Origin of the sequence: Streptomyces sp. L-9-10 (assembly GCF_004151105.1) — a bacterium.
Taxonomy (GTDB): domain Bacteria; phylum Actinomycetota; class Actinomycetes; order Streptomycetales; family Streptomycetaceae; genus Streptomyces.
On record NZ_PHRF01000161.1, the window covers coordinates 99294 to 117733 of the forward strand.

At 69.5% G+C, this 18440-nt stretch carries 11 protein-coding genes; 7 read left to right on the forward strand and 4 right to left on the reverse strand.

Going from position 1 to position 18440, the window contains the following annotated elements; translation table 11 throughout:
• Positions 1 to 35 precede the first annotated feature (35 nt).
• Complete coding sequence (locus CU044_RS32845; protein ID WP_129772385.1) at positions 36 to 1139, reverse strand: oxidoreductase; 1104 nt, start codon at positions 1137 to 1139, stop codon at positions 36 to 38.
• A 212-nt stretch (positions 1140 to 1351) separates the two neighbouring features.
• On the opposite strand from CU044_RS32845, the gene CU044_RS32850 reads away from it, so the two are divergent.
• From CU044_RS32850 to CU044_RS32865, 4 genes are all read left to right on the forward strand, one after another.
• Positions 1352 to 1768 (forward strand): SsgA family sporulation/cell division regulator, encoded by a 417-nt coding sequence (locus CU044_RS32850; RefSeq protein ID WP_129772386.1) that lies wholly within the window; start codon positions 1352 to 1354, stop codon positions 1766 to 1768.
• 373 nt (positions 1769 to 2141) lie between these two features.
• Positions 2142 to 3794 carry an ATP-binding cassette domain-containing protein gene (locus tag CU044_RS32855; RefSeq protein ID WP_193564130.1) on the forward strand — a complete coding sequence of 551 codons (1653 nt, stop codon included), beginning with the start codon at positions 2142 to 2144 and terminating at the stop codon, positions 3792 to 3794.
• A 106-nt stretch (positions 3795 to 3900) separates the two neighbouring features.
• Positions 3901 to 6174, forward strand: coding sequence for an excinuclease ABC subunit UvrA (locus CU044_RS32860; RefSeq protein ID WP_129772387.1), 2274 nt, complete (start codon positions 3901 to 3903; stop codon positions 6172 to 6174).
• 280 nt (positions 6175 to 6454) lie between these two features.
• A complete protein-coding gene (locus tag CU044_RS32865) occupies positions 6455 to 7429 on the forward strand; it encodes an acyl-ACP desaturase (RefSeq protein ID WP_129772388.1) in 975 nt (324 codons plus the stop codon).
• A gap of 245 nt (positions 7430 to 7674) precedes the next feature.
• On the opposite strand, the gene CU044_RS32870 is transcribed toward CU044_RS32865, so the two are convergent.
• Positions 7675 to 7962 carry a WhiB family transcriptional regulator gene (locus CU044_RS32870; protein ID WP_129772389.1) on the reverse strand — a complete coding sequence of 96 codons (288 nt, stop codon included), beginning with the start codon at positions 7960 to 7962 and terminating at the stop codon, positions 7675 to 7677.
• Positions 7963 to 8058: 96 nt separating this feature from the next.
• Complete coding sequence (locus tag CU044_RS32875; RefSeq protein ID WP_129772390.1) at positions 8059 to 8856, reverse strand: VOC family protein; 798 nt, start codon at positions 8854 to 8856, stop codon at positions 8059 to 8061.
• Positions 8857 to 9213: 357 nt separating this feature from the next.
• Between CU044_RS32875 and CU044_RS32885 the strand changes: the two genes are divergently transcribed.
• Positions 9214 to 11436: a DEAD/DEAH box helicase gene (locus CU044_RS32885; RefSeq protein WP_129772392.1), complete on the forward strand. Its 2223-nt coding sequence runs from the start codon at positions 9214 to 9216 to the stop codon at positions 11434 to 11436.
• A 1029-nt stretch (positions 11437 to 12465) separates the two neighbouring features.
• On the opposite strand, the gene CU044_RS32890 is transcribed toward CU044_RS32885, so the two are convergent.
• Positions 12466 to 13485 (reverse strand): multicopper oxidase domain-containing protein, encoded by a 1020-nt coding sequence (locus tag CU044_RS32890; protein ID WP_129772498.1) that lies wholly within the window; start codon positions 13483 to 13485, stop codon positions 12466 to 12468.
• A gap of 203 nt (positions 13486 to 13688) precedes the next feature.
• On the opposite strand from CU044_RS32890, the gene CU044_RS32895 reads away from it, so the two are divergent.
• Entirely contained in the window at positions 13689 to 16169 is a 2481-nt protein-coding gene (locus tag CU044_RS32895; protein WP_129772393.1) for a ThuA domain-containing protein, read from the forward strand.
• Positions 16166 to 18397, forward strand: a complete 2232-nt coding sequence (locus CU044_RS32900) for a family 16 glycoside hydrolase (protein WP_129772394.1) — start codon at positions 16166 to 16168, stop codon at positions 18395 to 18397. The genes CU044_RS32895 and CU044_RS32900 overlap by 4 nt, the downstream gene beginning before the upstream one ends.
• The last annotated feature ends 43 nt before the right edge of the window (positions 18398 to 18440 follow it).

An 18440-nucleotide genomic window follows, 5' to 3' on the forward strand; every position in this document is an offset into this window, starting at 1 on the left:
GATCACACCCTAGCCAGCCGGGCTCCCGAATAGATCTAGAAGTCCAGCCGGGCGACGCGGCCCCGTTCGCCCGCGGCCCAGCAGCCGATGTCCGGGGTGCAGTCGACGGTGTCGTACGAACCGGTGTCGACGGTGCGCCAGTTACGCCCGCCGTCCGTCGTCAGGTCCGTCCCGGTCGGGCCGACGGCGAGGGCGGCCGAGCGGCTGTGCGGCAGCCAGGCCACGCCCGAACGGTAGGCGGACGGCGGGGTGTTCGCCTGGCGCCAGCTCCGTCCGCCGTCGCCGCTGACGGCCGCGGCCCGCGGGGACGGCTGGTCGGCGCGGTAGTCGCCACCGACGGCCAGACCGTGCCGACGGTCGCGGAAGGCGAGCCCGAAGACACCGCGCGCCGGATCGCCCCCGGGAAGCGTCGCGTCGGTCACGGTCCAGTGCACACCGCGGTCGGCGGAGTGCAGGACCCGCGCCGTGGCGCCGCCGCCGGTGGCCAGCCAGACGTCCCTCGGACCCGAACTGACCAGGCACTGGCCGCTGGCGGCGAAGCCCGCCTCGCCGGGCAGCGCGGCCGGCATGCCGTCGCTGGGCAGCACCCGCCATGTCGAGCCGCCGTCGCCGGTGGACAGGATGCGGTACTTGCCGTCGACCGGATCGCTCATCGCGAGGCCATGACGGCTGTCGAAGAAGGTCACGCAGTCGTAGAACGCCCTGGGGTCGGTGTTGCGGAAGGACTCCGTCCAGTGCGCTCCGCCGTCCTCCGTGCGGTAGATCCTGGACGCCTCGCCCTCGCCGATGGCCAGGGCGACGGCCCGCCGCCCGTCGAACGCCTCGATATCGCGGAACTCCAGCTCGCCCGCCCCGGCCGGGGAGACATCGCGCCAGCTACGGCCTCCGTCGGCGGTGCGCAGCACCGTACCCCCGGAGCCGGCGACCCAGGCGGCGCGGCGGCTCACGGTGGCGAGCCCGCGGAAGCGCGCGTCGCTGCCGGTGTCCGTGAGGTGCCAGCCGGGGGTTCCGCCGGCACCATCCGCCGCACCGTCCGCGGCCTGTGCCGGTACGGCCAGAGCTGCCGCCAGCGCCGCCCCGCTCACCCCGACCGCGAGCCCCGCCCACCACATGCGTCGCATCTTCCCCATGGATCTCATGGCGCTGGAAGCTAGCCCACCGGGGAGACCCCGTCCAGAGTGCGCCGGACACGTATATCCCCGGGTGTCCCCGGGCCGGAATCACATCGCGGTAGGGACCGATCACCGCACGGTGACACAGCTCACTCCCGTTTTGGAGCACGTATCGAGGCGCTCCACCGTCTTTCCCTTAGAAGGAGACCTCATCCAGGTCCGGTGAAGGGGAGCAGATCATGACGCTCGTCATTGAACAGGCCGTACAGGCCCGGCTGGTCGCGTCCGCCCCCCGGCTGGAGACCGTACCCGCGACCCTGCGCTACGACAGGGCGGACCCCTTCGCCGTGCGGATGGCGTTCCCGCCCCTGGCGACACTGGAGGGCACCGAGGTGACCTGGGAGTTCTCCCGTGAGCTGCTGACGACGGGGATGACCGAGCCCGTCGGGTTCGGGGATGTACGGGTGCGGCCCTTCGGGTACGGGCGTACGGTGCTGGAGTTCCACGCTCCCGAGGGCACCGCGATGGTCCATCTCCGTACCTCCGAGCTGCGGCGCTTCCTGGAGCGCTCGCAGGATCTCGTGCCGACGGGGCACGAGCACCTCTATCTGGATCTGGACCACGACCTGACCGAGCTGCTGCGCGACGCCTGCTGAGCCCGGCCCGCTCCCGCGTACTCGTAGCCGTACCGACCAGCCGTACCGACGAGCCGTATCAACCATCCGTATCGACCAGCCGCACCCCCACGGCCCCCAGCGCCGCCCACGGCCGTAATCGCGTTGACGACGCTCCGAGCCGCTCCTTACCGTGGTCCCGGTCCTGTTGTCGCCGATTGGAGTAGGACGTTGCTCGTCTGAGGTCCTGAGACACCGCTGCCGCACAGCATCCGCCGGTTCTTCCGGCCGTTGTGCGTCTCGTGTGTGACCTCGGCCGCCCGAGCCGTCCTCCCCGACCGGGATCCTCCGTCCCGCGGTGTCTCCATCCGTTGCCCCGCACACCTTGGCTTCCTCGCAGCGACCGGAGATCCCTATGTCCGCCTCCCCCGCCTCCCCCGCCTTCATCACCTGCACCGCCCTGTCCTTCGCCTGGCCCGACGGGACCGGTGTGTTCGACGGTTTCCAACTGGCCGTGGGCCCCGGCAGAACGGGCCTGATCGGCCTCAACGGATCAGGTAAATCAACGCTGTTGAGGCTGATCGCGGGCGATCTCACCCCGGCGGAGGGCACGGTCAAGGTCGCCGGCGAGATCGGCTGTCTGCCGCAGACCGTGGTGCTCGACACCGCGCTGCGGGTGGACGAGGCCCTCGGGATCGCCGCGGCCCGTACCGCGCTGCACGCCATCGAGGCGGGCGACGCGCGCGAGGAGCACTTCACCGCCGTGGGCGACGACTGGGACGTGGAGGAGCGGGCCCACGCCACCCTCGCCCAGCTCGGCCTCGGGCATCTCGGTCTCAACAGGACCATCGGCGAGATGTCCGGCGGTGAATGCGTGCTGCTCCGGCTGGCCGCGCTGCTGCTGGCGGCGCCCGCGGTGCTGCTGCTCGACGAGCCGACCAACAACCTCGATCTGCACGCGCGACGGCGGCTGTACGACGCGGTCGACACCTGGTCCGGTGTGATGGTCGTGGTCAGCCATGACCGCGAGCTGCTGGAGCGCGTCGACCAGATCGCCGATCTGCGGGACGGCGAGGTGCGGTGGTACGGCGGCAACTACACGGCGTACGAGGACGCCCTCGCCCAGGAACAGGAGGCGGCCGAACGCATGGTGCGGGTCGCGGAGGCCGACGTACAGCGGCAGAAACGCGAACTCGCCGAAGCTCAGCAGAAGTTGGCCAAGCGCGTGCGGTACGGCCAGAAGATGTACGACAACAAGCGGGAACCCCGGGCCGTCATGAGGATGCGCAAACGCACCGCCCAGGAGTCCGCGGGCAAGCACCGCGTCATGCACACCGAGCGGCTGGCCGAGGCGAGGCAGCGGCTGGACGAAGCGGCGGACGCGGTACGGGACGACGACGAGATCCGTATCGAACTGCCGCACACCACGGTCCATCCCGGCCGCGGTGTGCTCACCCTGCGCGACCTGCGACTGCGGTACGGGGCCGCGGTCAGGGGAGAGTTCGAGATCCGCGGCCCCGAACGGATCGCGCTCGTCGGCCGGAACGGCTCGGGCAAGACCACACTGCTGCGTACGGTCGCCGGGGGGCTGGAGCCGGTCTCCGGTGAGGCGCTGGCGCATGTTCCGCTGCGTTTCCTGCCCCAGCGGCTGGATGTGCTCGATGACGCGCTGAGTGTGGTGGAGAATGTGGCGCGGTTCGCGCCCGGGGCGACGAACAACATGGTCAGGGCGCGGCTGGCCCGCTTCCTGTTCCGGGGCGCGCGCGCCGACCAGCCGGCCGGGACCCTCTCGGGCGGGGAACGTTTCCGCGCCTCGCTCGCCGCGCTGCTCCTCGCGGAGCCGGCGCCGCGGCTGCTGATGCTGGACGAGCCGACGAACAACCTGGACATGGCTGGCGTACGTCGGCTCACGGCCGCTCTGGAGCCGTACGAGGGCGCGCTGATCGTGGCGAGCCATGATGTGCCGTTCCTGGAGTCGCTCGGCATCACCCGCTGGCTGCTGCTCGACGGGGAACTGCGCGACACCACGGCCGAGGAGGTACGGGCGGCGTCGCTGCCGAAGCCGTAAGGACCGACAGGCGGACGCCGACACCGACCGCCGACGCCGACGCCGACGCCGACGCCGACCGGGAAACTCGACAGAAGATGTCGGGATTCCCGGTTAGCGTCGGGGCATGTCTCAGAACATCACCATCACGGGTGCCCGTGAGAACAACCTCCGCGACGTGTCCCTCACCATCCCGAAGGGCAAGATCACCGTCTTCACCGGGGTATCCGGATCGGGTAAGTCCTCCATCGTCTTCGACACCGTCGCGGTGGAGTCGCAGCGCCAACTGAACGAGACCTTCAGCTCGTTCATCAGAAGTTTCCTGCCGAAGTACGAGCGCCCGCACGTCGACGGGATCGATGATCTCTCGGTCGCGGTCGTCGTCGACCAGAAGCCGATCGGCGGCAACGTCCGCTCCACGGTCGGCACGATGACGGACATCTACTCGGTGATCCGGGTGCTGTTCTCGCGCCATGGCGTCCCGAGCGCGGGGGCGGCCACCGCGTACTCCTTCAACGACCCGTCGGGGATGTGCACGGTCTGTGACGGGGTGGGCCGGGTCGTGGCGCTCGACATCGACCGCGCGATCGACTGGTCCAAGTCGCTCGACGAGGGCGCGCTGCTGCTGCCGGGGCTCTCGGTGAACAGCTGGGAGTGGAGTCTGTACGCCGAGTCGGGCCGCTTCGACCGGACGAAGCCGCTCGCCGACTACACCGAAGAGGAGCGCGAACTGCTGCTGCACGGCGGCGACTTCAAGGTCCGGATCGAAGTGAAGTCGGGCGCGGTCGATATGCGGTTCGAGGGAATCGTCACCCGCTTCACCCGGCTCTTCCTCAAGCGTGACACCGCGAATCTCTCCGAGAAGCGCAAGGAGGCGGCGGCCCGCTTCACGGTGGAGCGGCTGTGCGAGGCGTGCGGCGGTGCGCGTCTCAACGAGGCCGCGCTCGCCTCCCGGATCGACGGGCTGGGCATCGCCGATCACACCCGGATGGAAGTCGCCGATCTGGTGGAGGTGCTGGGCCGGATAGACGACCCCGTGGCGACCCCGATCGCGGCCGCCGCCCGTGAGCGGCTGGAGCGGCTGGTCGGGATCGGGCTCGGCTATCTCAGTCTGGACCGCGAGACGACCACGCTGTCCGGCGGTGAGGGCCAGCGGCTCAAGATGGTGCGCCATCTGGGGAGTTCACTGACCGGCCTCACCTTCATCTTCGACGAGCCGAGTGTGGGACTGCATCCACGCGATGTCGGCCGGCTGAACGATCTGCTGGTACGGCTGCGCGACAAGGGCAATACGGTGCTGGTGGTGGAGCACGACCCGGATGTGATGGCGATCGCGGACCATATCGTCGACATGGGTCCGAAGGCCGGGACGGACGGCGGCCACGTCGTCTTCGAGGGTCCGGCGGACCGGCTCCGGGAGGCCGACACGCTCACCGGCCGCTGTCTGCGCCGCCGTACCCCCGTCAAGGAGTCGTTCCGCTCCCCCGCCGACTGGCTTCCGGTGACCGGCGCGGCGCTGCACAACCTCAAGAGCGTCGACGTACGGTTCCCGACCGGGGTGCTCACGGCGGTGACCGGGGTGGCGGGGTCCGGGAAATCGACCCTGATCTCCGAGGTGTTCACGACGGCCTATCCCGAGGCGATCGTCATCGACCAGGGCGCCATCACCGCCTCGTCCCGCTCCACCCCCGCCTCGTACCTCGGCGTCATGGACACGGTCCGCAGGATCTTCGCCAAGGAGAACCGGGTCGCGCCGGGGCTGTTCAGCTTCAACTCCTCGGGGGCGTGCGCGGAGTGCTCGGGACGCGGGCTGATCTACACCGATCTCGCCTTCATGGACCCGGTGACCACGACATGCCACGCGTGCGAGGGGCGGCGCTTCCACGACGAGGTGCTGCGGCACACGGTGCGGGGCCGTTCCATCGTCGACGTACTGGACATGACGGCCGCGGTGGCCATGGAGTTCTTCGAGGACAAGGCGCTGCTGCGGAAGCTGCGCACGCTCAATGACGTCGGACTGACCTATCTCACGCTCGGCCAGCCGCTCAGCTCGCTCTCCGGCGGCGAGCGCCAGCGCATCAAGCTGGCCACACAACTGCACCGCACGGGCAGTGTGTACGTACTCGACGAGCCGACCACCGGGCTGCACATGGCGGACGTGGACACGCTGGTGGCGCTGCTGGACCGGCTGGTCGACGCCGGGAACTCGGTGATCTGCGTCGAACACAACATGGATGTCGTCAAACGTGCGGACTGGGTGATCGATCTCGGTCCCGACGGCGGCAAGCACGGCGGAGAGGTCGTCTTCGAGGGCACTCCGCGGCAGCTGCTCGATCACCCCAAATCCTTCACGGCCGAGTATCTGCGCCGGGAGCTGGAGCGGGCCGCCCTTCCGGCCTGAGCGGGGAGATCCCGGGCCCGGCGGGCGCGGCGTGAGCCACTACCGGTCGACATCAGCGAGTACGAGAATCTCGGAGGGAGCGTGAGCGTGACCTGTCTCTCCGTGCACCGTCGTGATCTGTCTCTCCGTACGCCTTCTCGACCTGCCTGACCTGCACGCATGACCGGGCGTAGGGACGTTCGACGCGGCCGGGCTTGGCCTTCGGCTTACTGCGGCCTTAACCTACGGTGTCGTAACCTACGAACCCGTAGGTAAACCTCCCGTCCCCCCTGGAGTACCCGTGTCGATCACCTCTCCCCACCTCGGCAGTTCGGACGCGTGGACCGACGCCCGGCTGCTGTACGCGCTGGAAGAGGTGGTGGAGAAGGAGCTCAACCGCCATCTCAAGGTCGCCAAGGACTGGATGCCGCACGAGTATGTGCCGTGGTCCGACGGCCGCAACTTCCCGGGCATCTTCGAGAACGGCGAAGCCTGGGACCCCGAGCAGTCCAAGGTCACCGACATAGGAAAGATCGCGCTCGTGGTCAACCTGCTGACCGAGGACAACCTCCCCAGCTACCACCACGAGATCGCCAGCCTCTTCGGCCGTGACGGAGCCTGGGGCACCTGGGTGCACCGCTGGACCGCGGAAGAGGGCCGGCACGGCATCGTGATGCGGGACTACCTGCTCACCTCCCGGGCCGTCGACCCGGACAAGCTGGAGCAGTTCCGGATGGCACACATGTCGGAGGGCTTCGAGTCCGACAACCGCCACTCCATGCTGCACTCCGTCGCCTATGTCGCCTTCCAGGAGCTGGCGACCCGGGTCTCGCACCGCAACACCGGACACCAGTCGGGCGACCCGGTCTGTGACCGCATGCTGGCGCGGATCGCCACCGACGAGAACCTGCACATGGTCTTCTACCGGAACCTGCTGGGCGCGGCCTTCGAGATCGCCCCGGATCTGACCATGTGCTCCGTCCGCGATGTCGTCGTGAACTTCCGGATGCCCGGACACGGCATGCCCGGCTTCGAGCGCGCCGCCGCGCAGATGGCCATAGGCGAGATCTACAACATGCGGATCCACCACGACGATGTGCTCCAGCCGGTGCTGCGCTTCCTGAAGGTCCTGGACATCGACGGGCTCGGCCCCGAGGGGCTCAAGGCGCAGGAGGAGCTCGGCATGTACATGGGCGGCCTGAACAGCGAGGCGAGCAAGTTCGACGAGAAGCTCGCCGCGCGCAAGGCACGGATGGCGGCGCGCGCCGCGGGCTGATCGGCCGGCCGGCCCCCGTACCGGCTTGCCTGTGTCGTCGCCGTCGCCGGGATGTCCGGCGGCGGCGACGATCCGCTCGCAAGCACCGAGAGGTGCTGGGACGCGGCGGCGGGACGCAGTGCGATGCGCTTGCGCTGAGTGGACGCGCACGCAGTCCACGTCCCTCGGTTCACGCCCCGCAGCTCACGAGTTCACGCCCCTCAGCTCACGCTTGCGGCTCGCGCGCTCCGTTCACATCGCTCGGTTCAGCCGGCCTGAAGGCCGGCCGAGTCGCGACGCAGGTTCTGTCGCTCCTTCTCCGAGAGACCGCCCCAGACGCCGAATCGCTCGTCATGGGCGAGTGCGTACTGGAGGCAGGCCACCCGTCCCTCACAGGCACCGCAGAGCCGCTTGGCCTCGCGGGTGGAGGAGCCGGGGGCGGGGAAGAAGAATTCGGGCCCGGTCTGGGCACACAACGCGCTCTCCTGCCAGGAGAGTTCGTGCTCGCTGCGGTCGGTCGTGTCGGTCGTGCTGGTGGTGATGTTGATCGGCATGCCGGACAGATTGCCCGGCCGCGATAAACAGGTGATTGACGAACGGTCAACGTGGCGGCCGACCGGCGCGGAACCGGGGGTCTCCCCGCGCCGCCGTCAGCCGGCCTGATCCACGCCCTGCATCAGCGCGAACCGTGTCCCGGAGGGATCGGCGAGCTTCGCGAACCGGCCGACGCCCTCGATATCGGTCGGCGCCACCCGGACCGTACCGCCCAGCTTCCGCGCGACCGTCACAGAAGCGTCGCAGTCCGTGACCGCAAAGTACAGGAGCCAGTGCGGCCCCGTGTCGGATTCCGCCGGGTCGGTGCCGACCGGCACGAAGCCGCCGAACATCGCCTCGGGACCCTGGCCCGCCGGGTTCACCATCCGATAGCTGCTGTTCCCGTCCGGCATCGGCATGCTCTTGGTCTCCCAGCCGAAGACCGAGTGGTAGAAGCGGTACGCGGCCTCCTCGTCCGGTGTGTACAGCTCGCCCCAGCAGAGGCTGCCCGGCTCACCGACCGCGTCCAGGCCCTTGTTCCTGGCCGGCTGCCAGACCGAGAAGCCCGCGCCCGACGGATCGGTGAAGACCGCCATCCTGCCGAGGTCCATCACGTCCATCGGCTCGAAGACGACGGAACCGCCGCTCCGCCGGACGGACTCGGCCGTGGCATCGGCGTCGGGCGTCTGAAAGTACAGGGACCAGGAAGGCGGCGCCTGACCGGGCTCCACGGGCATGGCACCGGCCGCTGTCCTGCCGTTCAGTTGGAACAGGCCGTAGCCGCCCGTATCCGGGCCGGCGGAAACGAAATCCCAGCCGAATATGCCCCGGTAGAAGGCGGTCGCGCCGTCGAGATCAGGGGTGCCGAGGTCGATCCACACCGGGGAACCAGTGACAAACGGTGTGCTCACCATGGCGTGCTCCTTCATGGGATCCCGTAGCTCTCCCCTCCGAGTCTGCTCCCGGCGCGGTGCCGTCGCATGTGCGGCCGACGCGCGTGGGAGCATATGAGCCGGTCGGATCCGGACAGAGCGGGTCGGTCCGGTGCCGGGAGCGGCGTCCGCCGGATGTCCGTGATCGGGTGCCCGGGGGCAGGTGTCCGGTGTCGGGGTATCCGGCATCGGGTGTCCGGGGGCAGGTACCCGGCGTCGGGGTATCCGGCATCGGGTGTCCGGGGGCAGGTGTCCGGCGTCGGGGTATCCGGTGTCAGGTCTCAGGTCTCGGGTGTCAGGTGTCAGGTGTCAGGTGTCAGGTGTCGAGTGGAGAGGCGTATGAGAGGTGCGGGGGCCGCGCCGGGACGCGCTCCGGTGGTCGCGGGACGAAGGGCCGGAGCCGTGCTCGACGCGGCGGTGTCGCTGCTCGACAGCGCGCAGCGGCTGCTCGACGACCACGACCGCGCCGTCACCGCCATACGGGACGCCCACCGTCCGCTCCAGCGGGAGCTGACGGGCGCGGAACTCGCCGCCATCCCGGTCTCCCGGCTGAAGGACGTCACCGCCGGCCGGTTACGGCTCGGCGCCCTCGAACAGGCCGGTTTCACGAACGTGGGCGAGGTGTACGAGGCGGGCCGGCACGCCCTGCGCCAACTGCCCGGTGTCGGCGGGCACACCGCCGACCAGGCGGTGGCCGCCGCCACCCGGATCGCCGAGGCGGTCGGGGAGACCGTCTCCGTACGTATCGATATGGACCGCCCCGAGCCACGCACCACCGCGCTGGTGACCGCTCTGCACCGGCTGGTCGAGGCGGGACCGGGGCTGCGGCGCGCGCGTGACTCCGCTGAGCGGCTCGCCACGGAGCTGCGCGCCCTGCTGCCGGAGGCCGAACCCGCCCGCGGCCGGCTGCGGATGGCGCTCGCGGGACGGGAGCGGCGGGCGCGGGCTCTCGGCGCGGCCGGCCGGATCCGGCAGCGGCTCGACGAGGCCGCGGAAGCGGACGTACCGCTGCTGCTCGCGCAGATGTCGGTGGACCTGCTGCGGGAGCCGGCCTCGGACGTCGAGTGCTGGGTGGACTTCGAGCTGCGCTCGGCCGAGTACTACAGCGTGCTCGCGGAGACCACGGGCAGCGCTCCCGATGCCGCCGCGGCCGAGGGGTTCATGCCGTCCGAGATCGCGGGGCGGGTACGGGCCCAGGAGTTGGACGACACCAGGCTGCGGGTGTCGCTGCGCGGCTACCAGTCGTTCGGGGCGCGCTTCGCGCTGAGCCAGCGCCGGGTGATCATCGGCGACGAGATGGGGCTCGGCAAGACGGTGCAGGCCATCGCCGCGCTCGCGCATCTCGCGGCGTGCGGCGGTACGCATTTCATGGTGGTGTGCCCCAGCAGTGTGCTGATCAACTGGACCCGGGAGATCCGCGCCCGGAGCACACTGCGGGCGGTCCCGGTGCACGGTCCGGAGCGGCGGGAGGCGTTCACCGAGTGGCGTGAGCGGGGCGGCGTCGCCGTCACCACCTTCGACTCCCTGCATACGCTGCCACTGGCCGGGGACGCGGAGCCGCGGGCCGGAGATGTGAGGCCGCTGCCCCAGGAGCCGCGGATGCTGGTCGTCGACGAGGCCCACTATGTGAAGAACCCGGACACGCGCAGATCACGCGCCCTCTCCGGCTGGACGGCGCGGGCCGAACACGTCCTGTTCATGACGGGTACGCCGATGGAGAACCGGGTCGCGGAGTTCCGCAGCCTGGTCCAGCGCCTCCGGCCCGAACTGGCGCCGGACGTCGAGGGGATCGACGCGGTCGCGGGCTCCGACGCCTTCCGGCGCGCGGTCGCCCCCGCCTATCTGCGCCGTAACCAGCGGGACGTCCTCGCCGAACTGCCCGCGCTGGTCCAGGTCGACGAGTGGGAGGAGCTGAGCGCCGGGGATCTGGCGGCCTACCGGGAGGCCGTGACCTCCGCCCACTTCATGCGGATGCGCCGGGCCGCGTACGCCCGCCCGGAGACCTCGGCGAAACTCGGGCGTCTGCGGGAGCTGGTGGCCGAGGCGGCCGGGAACGAACTGAAGGTCGTCGTCTTCTCGTACTTCCAGGAGGTGCTCGCCACGGTCCGAGAGGCCCTGGGGGACGGGGTGTTCGGCCCGCTCTCCGGCAGCGTTCCGGCGGCGCGCCGCCAGGTGATGGTCGACCGCTTCACCGCGGCCCCGGGCCACGCCGTGCTGCTGAGCCAGATCCAGGCGGGCGGGATCGGGCTCAATCTGCAGGCCGCGTCGGTGGTCATCCTCTGCGAACCGCAGGTCAAACCGACCCTGGAACACCAGGCGGTGGCCCGCGCCCACCGGATGGGCCAGGTCCGCCCGGTGCAGGTCCACCGACTGCTCGCGGTGGACAGCGTGGACCAGCGCCTGCTGGACATCCTCGCGGACAAGAGCCGCCTGTTCGACGCCTACGCACGACGCAGCGACCTGGCGGACGCCACACCCGACGCGATCGACGTCTCGGACCGCGACCTCGCGCGCAGGATCGTGGAGGAGGAGCAGCTGCGGCTGGCGGAAGGAGTGAACTGAACCCCCACAGCCCCGCTGGTGAACTCACCCCGGGCCGGCGCGGTGACACGGCGCGGGTCAGGACCGAGGGGTAGTCGGGGTGGGGCGGGGGGTGTGGTGTCGGGTAGGGGCCGCCCCTGATCTTTGAGTTTCGCGGTTGCGGGTTGGGCGTCAAGGGCGCTCCTTCGTCGCGTCGGCTGCGCCGATTCCGCTTCGCTCCACCCTTGACTCCCAACCCTCCACCGCAAGTGCAGCTTTGAGGGGGGCGGCCCGGGGGGAGGGGTCCCCGGGGCCGCCCCCTTGTTCCGGGGGCCGGTCGCCGACCGCAGGTCGGTGGGCCCTGCGGGGCCACGCGGCAGTGCCATGGGGCGGCCGGGCCCCGGCTCGGCGACTGACCCACGTGGAGGGCCGGGATTCATGCCCCGCTGATGACGGTGTGTGGGTGGTGGGATGGGTGTGACGGGAGAGGCGGTGAGTGGGCCTCTGATGGACCGTGATGTGTCGTGGGGCCAGGTCACGTGGACACAGGACGCATCACCGGTCCGAGGACCCTCCGAAAGGCTCACCAAACTTGGACATAGGGGGCGGGTTGCGGGTCCCGTCCGCCTCGGGCTACAGAAGCACCCGACAACGGGCCCTCACCAGCGGGGCATGAACCCCAACTGTCCACGCGCACCTGCTCGCTGAGCCGGTGCCGGGCCGCCCCACTCCACTCCCGCGCCTCCACCCACCGAGCAGTAGTCGGCAACGGATCATCCCCACCCACGGATCCCCTCCGGGGACCCCTCCCCCGGGGCCGGCCCCCCTCAAAGCTGCACTTGCGGTGGAGGGGCGGGTGTCAAGGGTGCAGCGAAGCGGAATCGGCGCAGCCGACGCGACGCAGGAGCGCCCTTGACGCCCGACCCGGAGCCGCGAGACTGAAGCCTCAGGGGCGGCCCCCACCCGACACCACACCCTCCGGGTGAGCCCGACTACCCCTCGGTCCTGACCGGCAGTTGCCCCCTCGGACCCCGCCCGCCCAGCCCAGCCCCGCCCCACACCCCGCACTCCCTAATGCCCCGAGTGCTCCGCCCCCTTCGCGTCGCCCGCCCCCATCGGGTGTTCCGGATGGTGCGGCTCGTACCCCGGGATCGTGCCGTCCGCTTTCGCCACCAGGAACAGGCCGGCCATTCCCATGTCCGAGTGGCTCTGGACATGGCAGTGGTACATCCAGGCGCCCGCGCCCACGTGTTCGCCCGCGATGATCTGGAAGCCGAAGGAGTCCGCCGGGCCCGTGATCTTGTTGTCGATCACCCGGCTGGAGTCGTCGGGGCCGGTGAGCAGGCCCGTCCTGTTGTCCGCCCAGCGGTGACCGTGGATATGGAACGTGTGGTAGAACTCGCCGTGCGTGATCATGATGATCTCGACACGATCCCCCACCGTGGCCTCGAAGTTGGGGCTCTCCGCACCGGGCTTGTTGTTGATCGTCATGTCGTTGAAGACGATCGTGAACTGCTTGTCCGGGAGGATGTCGCCCTTCCTGCGGACGATCACCGGCCCGTAGAGGCCCTTCCGGATGCCGCCCGTGCCGTGGTCCGTACCGACGACATGGTCGTGGTAGTGCCAGTACCCCGCGCTGCCCGGCCGGTAGGTGCCGTCCGCGCGCTTGCCGGGTGTATGGGTGCGCCAGGTGTACGTACGCGTACCACCGGGCTCCACATGGCTCTTGGACATCCTGGTGCCGTCGCTGGCGATGTCGTAGTCCACGCCGTGGACATGGAGACTGGCCGCCACGTCCGTGGTGTTCTCGAACTCGATGTGGAGAGTGTCCCCTTCCGTGATCTCGATCAGCGGTCCCGGGATGCTCGCCTTGCCCTTCTCCAGGCCGTAGCCCATCTGACCGTTCGGCAAGGTCTCGGCGTAGAGCTTGAGATGACGTACCTGACCGCCCGCCGGCGCGGTTCTGGGCGGAGTCACCGCCGCGGGGGCCGAGGTGGCCGCGGGGGCCGAGGCGACCGACAACGATGTCACGCCTGTCGCGGCGACCGCGCCTCCCGCCAGCAGGCGTCGATTGAAGCTCCGTCTGTCCATGGCCATACCGAACTCCCCAGTGCCGTACGGATATTTACGGGGCACATGAGGCCCCGGGGACGGCCACACGGTAGACCAGGGATCTTCGTTTATCCACACTCAGGACAAAGTTGGTGGGATTGCGGTCGTACCTATTGGCGAACTGACGAAAGAGGTCTAGCTTCAGGCGCTGTTGCTGTGACCAAAGAGGGGTGGGTGAACACATGCAGCGCGCACCACGTCACCGGTCGAGATCCAGGCGCGGAATGGCCGCGGCCCTGGTGGCCGGCACCATGGCGGCGTCTCTGCTCGGCGGTACCGCCGCCACGGCCAAGCCGTACCCGGAGCCGCCGTCGACAACGTTGTCCCTTCCGTCGCCGCCCGGCGGCGAGAACGTCAAGGTCCTGGTCTTCCACGCCTCGGCCACCGAGGAGTCGCCGGTCGTCAACGCCGGTATCGAGGCGATCGAGGCGATCGGTCTCTCCGGACCCGCGGCCGGACGCTTCAAGACCGAGGCCACGGACGACGGTTCGGTCTTCACGAACGCCAAGAGGCTCGGCAAGTTCAACGCGGTCGTCTTCCTCACGGGCGGCGGCGATGTGCTCGATCCCGAGCAGGAGGCGGGCCTCGAAGCCTATGTGGAGGCCGGTGGCGGCTTCCTCGGCATTCATGACGCGGCCCGTACGGAGCCGTATTCCGACTGGTTCACCGGGCTGATCGGAGCGCGTCCCGCGACCAGCCCCACCACCGTCCAGCGCGCGACGGTCGAGGTCGGCGACCGCGTCAACCCGGCCACCAAGAGTCTGCCGCTGGAGTGGAAGCGGCCGGACAAGTGGCTCAACTGGGCCACCAACCCGACCGGCAAGGTGCATACGGTCGCCCGCGTCAGGGAGGCCAGCTACAAGCCCGGCACGGGTGCCAACGGCACCGACCACCCGATCTCCTGGTGCCGTGACTACGACGGCGGCCGGTCCTTCTACACCGGCATGGGCGGCACGGCCGACTCGTACGCCGAAACCGACTTCCGCGCCCATCTGCGCGGCGCGCTCCAGTGGACCACCCGTATCTCCCCCGCCGACTGCAAGGCGACGATCGACTCCAACTACAAGGCGGAGCGCGTCACTCAGCCGAACCAGGCGGGCCAGCAGGACCAGATCGGCGAGCCGCACGGCATGGTCGTGGCGCCCGACGGCCGCGTTCTGTACATCGGCCGCGGCGGTGGCGACAACAGCGCCCCCGTGGTGACCGACTGGGCCGACCCGAACATCGGCAAGGGTCTGGGCCAGATCCATGTCTATGACCCGAAGACGAAGAAGGTGACGCTCGCGGGCGCGCTGACGATCTTCGGCAACAAGGGTGGCGGCGACGAGCTGATCAAGGTCGAGGAGGGGCTGCTCGGTATCGAGCTGGACCCCGCCTTCGAGACCAACGGCTTCGTGTATCTGCACTACACCCCGCACTCCCAGCTCAACCGCGACACCCGGATGGCGGAACGCCGCGTCTCCCGCTTCAAGCTGGACCCGGCGACCAACAAGCTGGACCTCGCCTCCGAGAAGGTCCTGCTGAAGTGGCCGGTGCAGGTGAACAGTTGCTGCCACGCCGGCGGCGGTATGGCCTGGGACTCGAAGGGCAACCTCTACATCGCGACCGGCGACAACAACTCGTCGGGATTCAGCGACGGTTACTCGGGCAACAACCCGCAGCCGAACTACAAGGGCGTCTCCTTCGCGGACGCGCGCCGCACCGCGGGCAACACCAACAACCTGAACGGCAAGATCCTCCGTATCCACCCGGAGTCCGACGGCACGTACACCCTGCCCGAGGGGAACCTCTTCACGGGCAAGGAGGAGGCCGAGGGCGGCGGCAAGACCCGCGGCGAGATCTATGTGATGGGCGTGCGCAACCCGGCGCGTATCTCCATCGACAAGAAGACCGACACGCTGTACGCGGGCTGGGTCGGCCCGGACGCCGGTTCGCCGTCCACCGTCTGGGGCCCGGCGAAGTACGACACGTTCGCCGCGATCACCAAGGCGGGCAACCACGGCTGGCCGTTCTGCATGGGCAACAACCAGCCCTACCGGGACCGTAATCTGCCCGACCCGACCAAGCCGCTCGGCTGGTACAACTGTGCCGCGCCGAAGAACGAGTCGCCCAACAACGACGGCCTGGTGAACCTGCCTCCCGTCACGGGCAACACCATCTGGTACTCGCCCCAGGGCGGTGCCCCGGACTACCCGCGCGACGCCAATGGCGTGCCCAGCTACAAGGCGGACGAGGCCAAGTACCTCCTGCCGTGGCTCAAGGGCGGCGGCCAGGCCACCATGAACGGCCCGCTCTACCGGTACGACGCCCAGAGCGCCAGCACCGAGAAGTGGCCGGAGTACTGGGACGGCAAGTGGTTCGTGGGTGACTTCTACGACGCCGCGGACAGCCCGCGCCACGCGGTGGTGACGGACCCGAAGACCGTCGGCAAGGGCGGTCTGCCCGTCACCGCGGAGTCGCTGAAGAAGATCATTCCGGTCGGTCAGGGCGGTATCCGCAACCTGATGGACTGGAAGTTCGCCCCGGACGGCTCGCTCTATGTCCTCGACTACGGGCGGGGCTTCTTCACCTCGGACAACCAGTCCGCGCTGTGGCGCGTGACGTACAAGGGCGGCGCGGCGACACCGGCCGCCGACAACCTGGTCAGGAAGGCGGCGCAGTGAGACACCGATCTCTCCTGAGGCACCGGCCTCTACGCCTGTGGACGGCCCTGGTGGGCGCGTTCCTGATGGTGCTCGGGCTGACCTCGACGGCGGCGTACGGGCGTACCGACGACCGTTCGGACGGCGGGAAGGCGGCCGCGGCCCAGGTGCTGACCTGGACGGCCGGCGACCCCATCGACAAGTACCTGTCCTTCCCGACCACCGCGCTGGCCGGGCCGACCACGATCGTCTTCGAGAACAGCGCGGCCACCGGCAACACCACCGGGATGCCGCACACGCTGACCTTCGACGTGTCGGATCCCGAGTACAACAACGACGTCCAGCTGAACATCCTGGCCAACCCCAGTGACGCCAACGGCGGCAAGTACACCGCCGAGGTCAACCTGACGCCGGGCAAGTACCGCTTCCACTGCTCCATCCCGGGGCACGGCCAGATGACCGGGGTGCTCACCGTGACCGAGGTCGGTCCCGGGGACACCACGGCTCCCGAGACCGCCGCCAAGGTGGAGGGGCAGCAGAACGCCGACGGCGCGTACGTCGGTTCCGCGACCGTCTCGGTGACGGCGACCGACGCCGGCTCCGGGGTGGCGACGACCGAGTACGCGGTCGGCGCCGACGGACCGTGGCAGCCGTACACCGCTCCGGTGGTGATCGACCAGGTCGGTGACCACACGATCAGATACCGGGCCACCGACCAGTCCGGGAACGTGGCGGCGGAGAAGTCCGTCTCCTTCAAGGTCGTCGTCCCGCCGACCGACGACACGGCCCCGCCGGAGACCTCGGCGACCGTGAGCGGCGAGAAGGACGAGGACGGCAACTATCTGACGATGGCCACGGTCACCGTCACCGCCTCGGACACCGGCTCGGGCGTGAACACCATCGAGTACGCGATCGGGGCGGACGGCGCCTGGCAGCCGTACACCGCGCCGGTGATGGTGCACGAGACCGGTACCCACAAGGTCCGCTACCGCGCGACCGACAAGGCGGGCAACGCGGCGGCCGAGAAGTCCGTCGACTTCACCGTCGTGGAGGCGCCGGCGCAGGACACCACCGCGCCGGTGACCGGGGCGGTCGTGACCGGTGACAAGAACTCCAACGGCGCGTTCATCACCAGCGCCAAGGCGACCGTCACCGCGACCGACGCGGACTCCGGGGTGGACAAGGTCGAGTACTCCCTCGACGGCGGCCCGTATCTCGCGTACACGACGCCCGTGATCGTCGACCAGGTCGGCTACCACGTCCTCGCGTACCGGGCGACCGACAAGGCGGGCAACACCGCGCAGGCCAGGCAGGTGTCGTTCACCATCGCGCAGGGCGGCGGCGTTCCGGCGCCCAACTGCCCCGAGTTCGATGAGCGGTTGACGGTCATCGTCGGTGCGGTCGACACGGGTGTGCCGAACCGGCTGACCCGTAGCCGGTGCACGATCAACGAGCTGATCGAGGACGAGAAGGACTGGAGCTCGCAGGCGCTCTTCCTCAAGCACGTCGACTCGGTGCTGGACAAGCTGCTGGCCGACAACGTCATCGACCAGCGCGAGTTCAACAAGATCACCAAGGCCGCCAAGCAGTCCAGGATCGGCAAGCCCGGACAGACCGAGGGCTACCGCGATCTCTTCGACGGCACGGCGGCGTCCCTCGCCAAGTGGGAGCAGGTCGGCGGCGGTAAGTTCGCGCTCTCCGGCGACGGTGCCATCACCAGCAGCACCACGGTCGAGGGCATGGGCATGCTGTGGTTCCCGGAGCGCAAGTACGGCGACTTCTCGCTGAAGCTCCAGTTCCGCGACGACGCCCCGGGCAACGGCAACGCCAACGGCGGTGTCTTCGTCCGCTTCCCGAATGTCCATGACCACCCGGAGGAGTCCCGGCCGGAGTGGGTCGCCATCAACTACGGCCACGAGATCCAGATCCTCGACAGGCCCGACGGCGACATGTACAAGACCGGCTCGGTCTACGGCTTCGACCGCGTGGGTCTGGGCGGCGCGGGAGTCACACCGAAGGGCACCTGGAACGACTACGAGATCCGCGTGGTCGACCAGCACTTCACGATCCTGCGCAACGGTGTCGTGATCAATGAGTTCGACAACGTGGGCGGGCAGACCTTCTACCCGGAGCGTGGCGGAGACCCCGGCACGGACGGCCGGCGGTACGCCACCGGTTATGTCGGGCTCCAGGTCCATGGCACCACGGACGTGATCTCGTACCGCAACATCCGCATCCAGGAGCTGTAGGCCGCGGAACCATCACCACGGATGTGCCCCCTCTCCGGTGGAG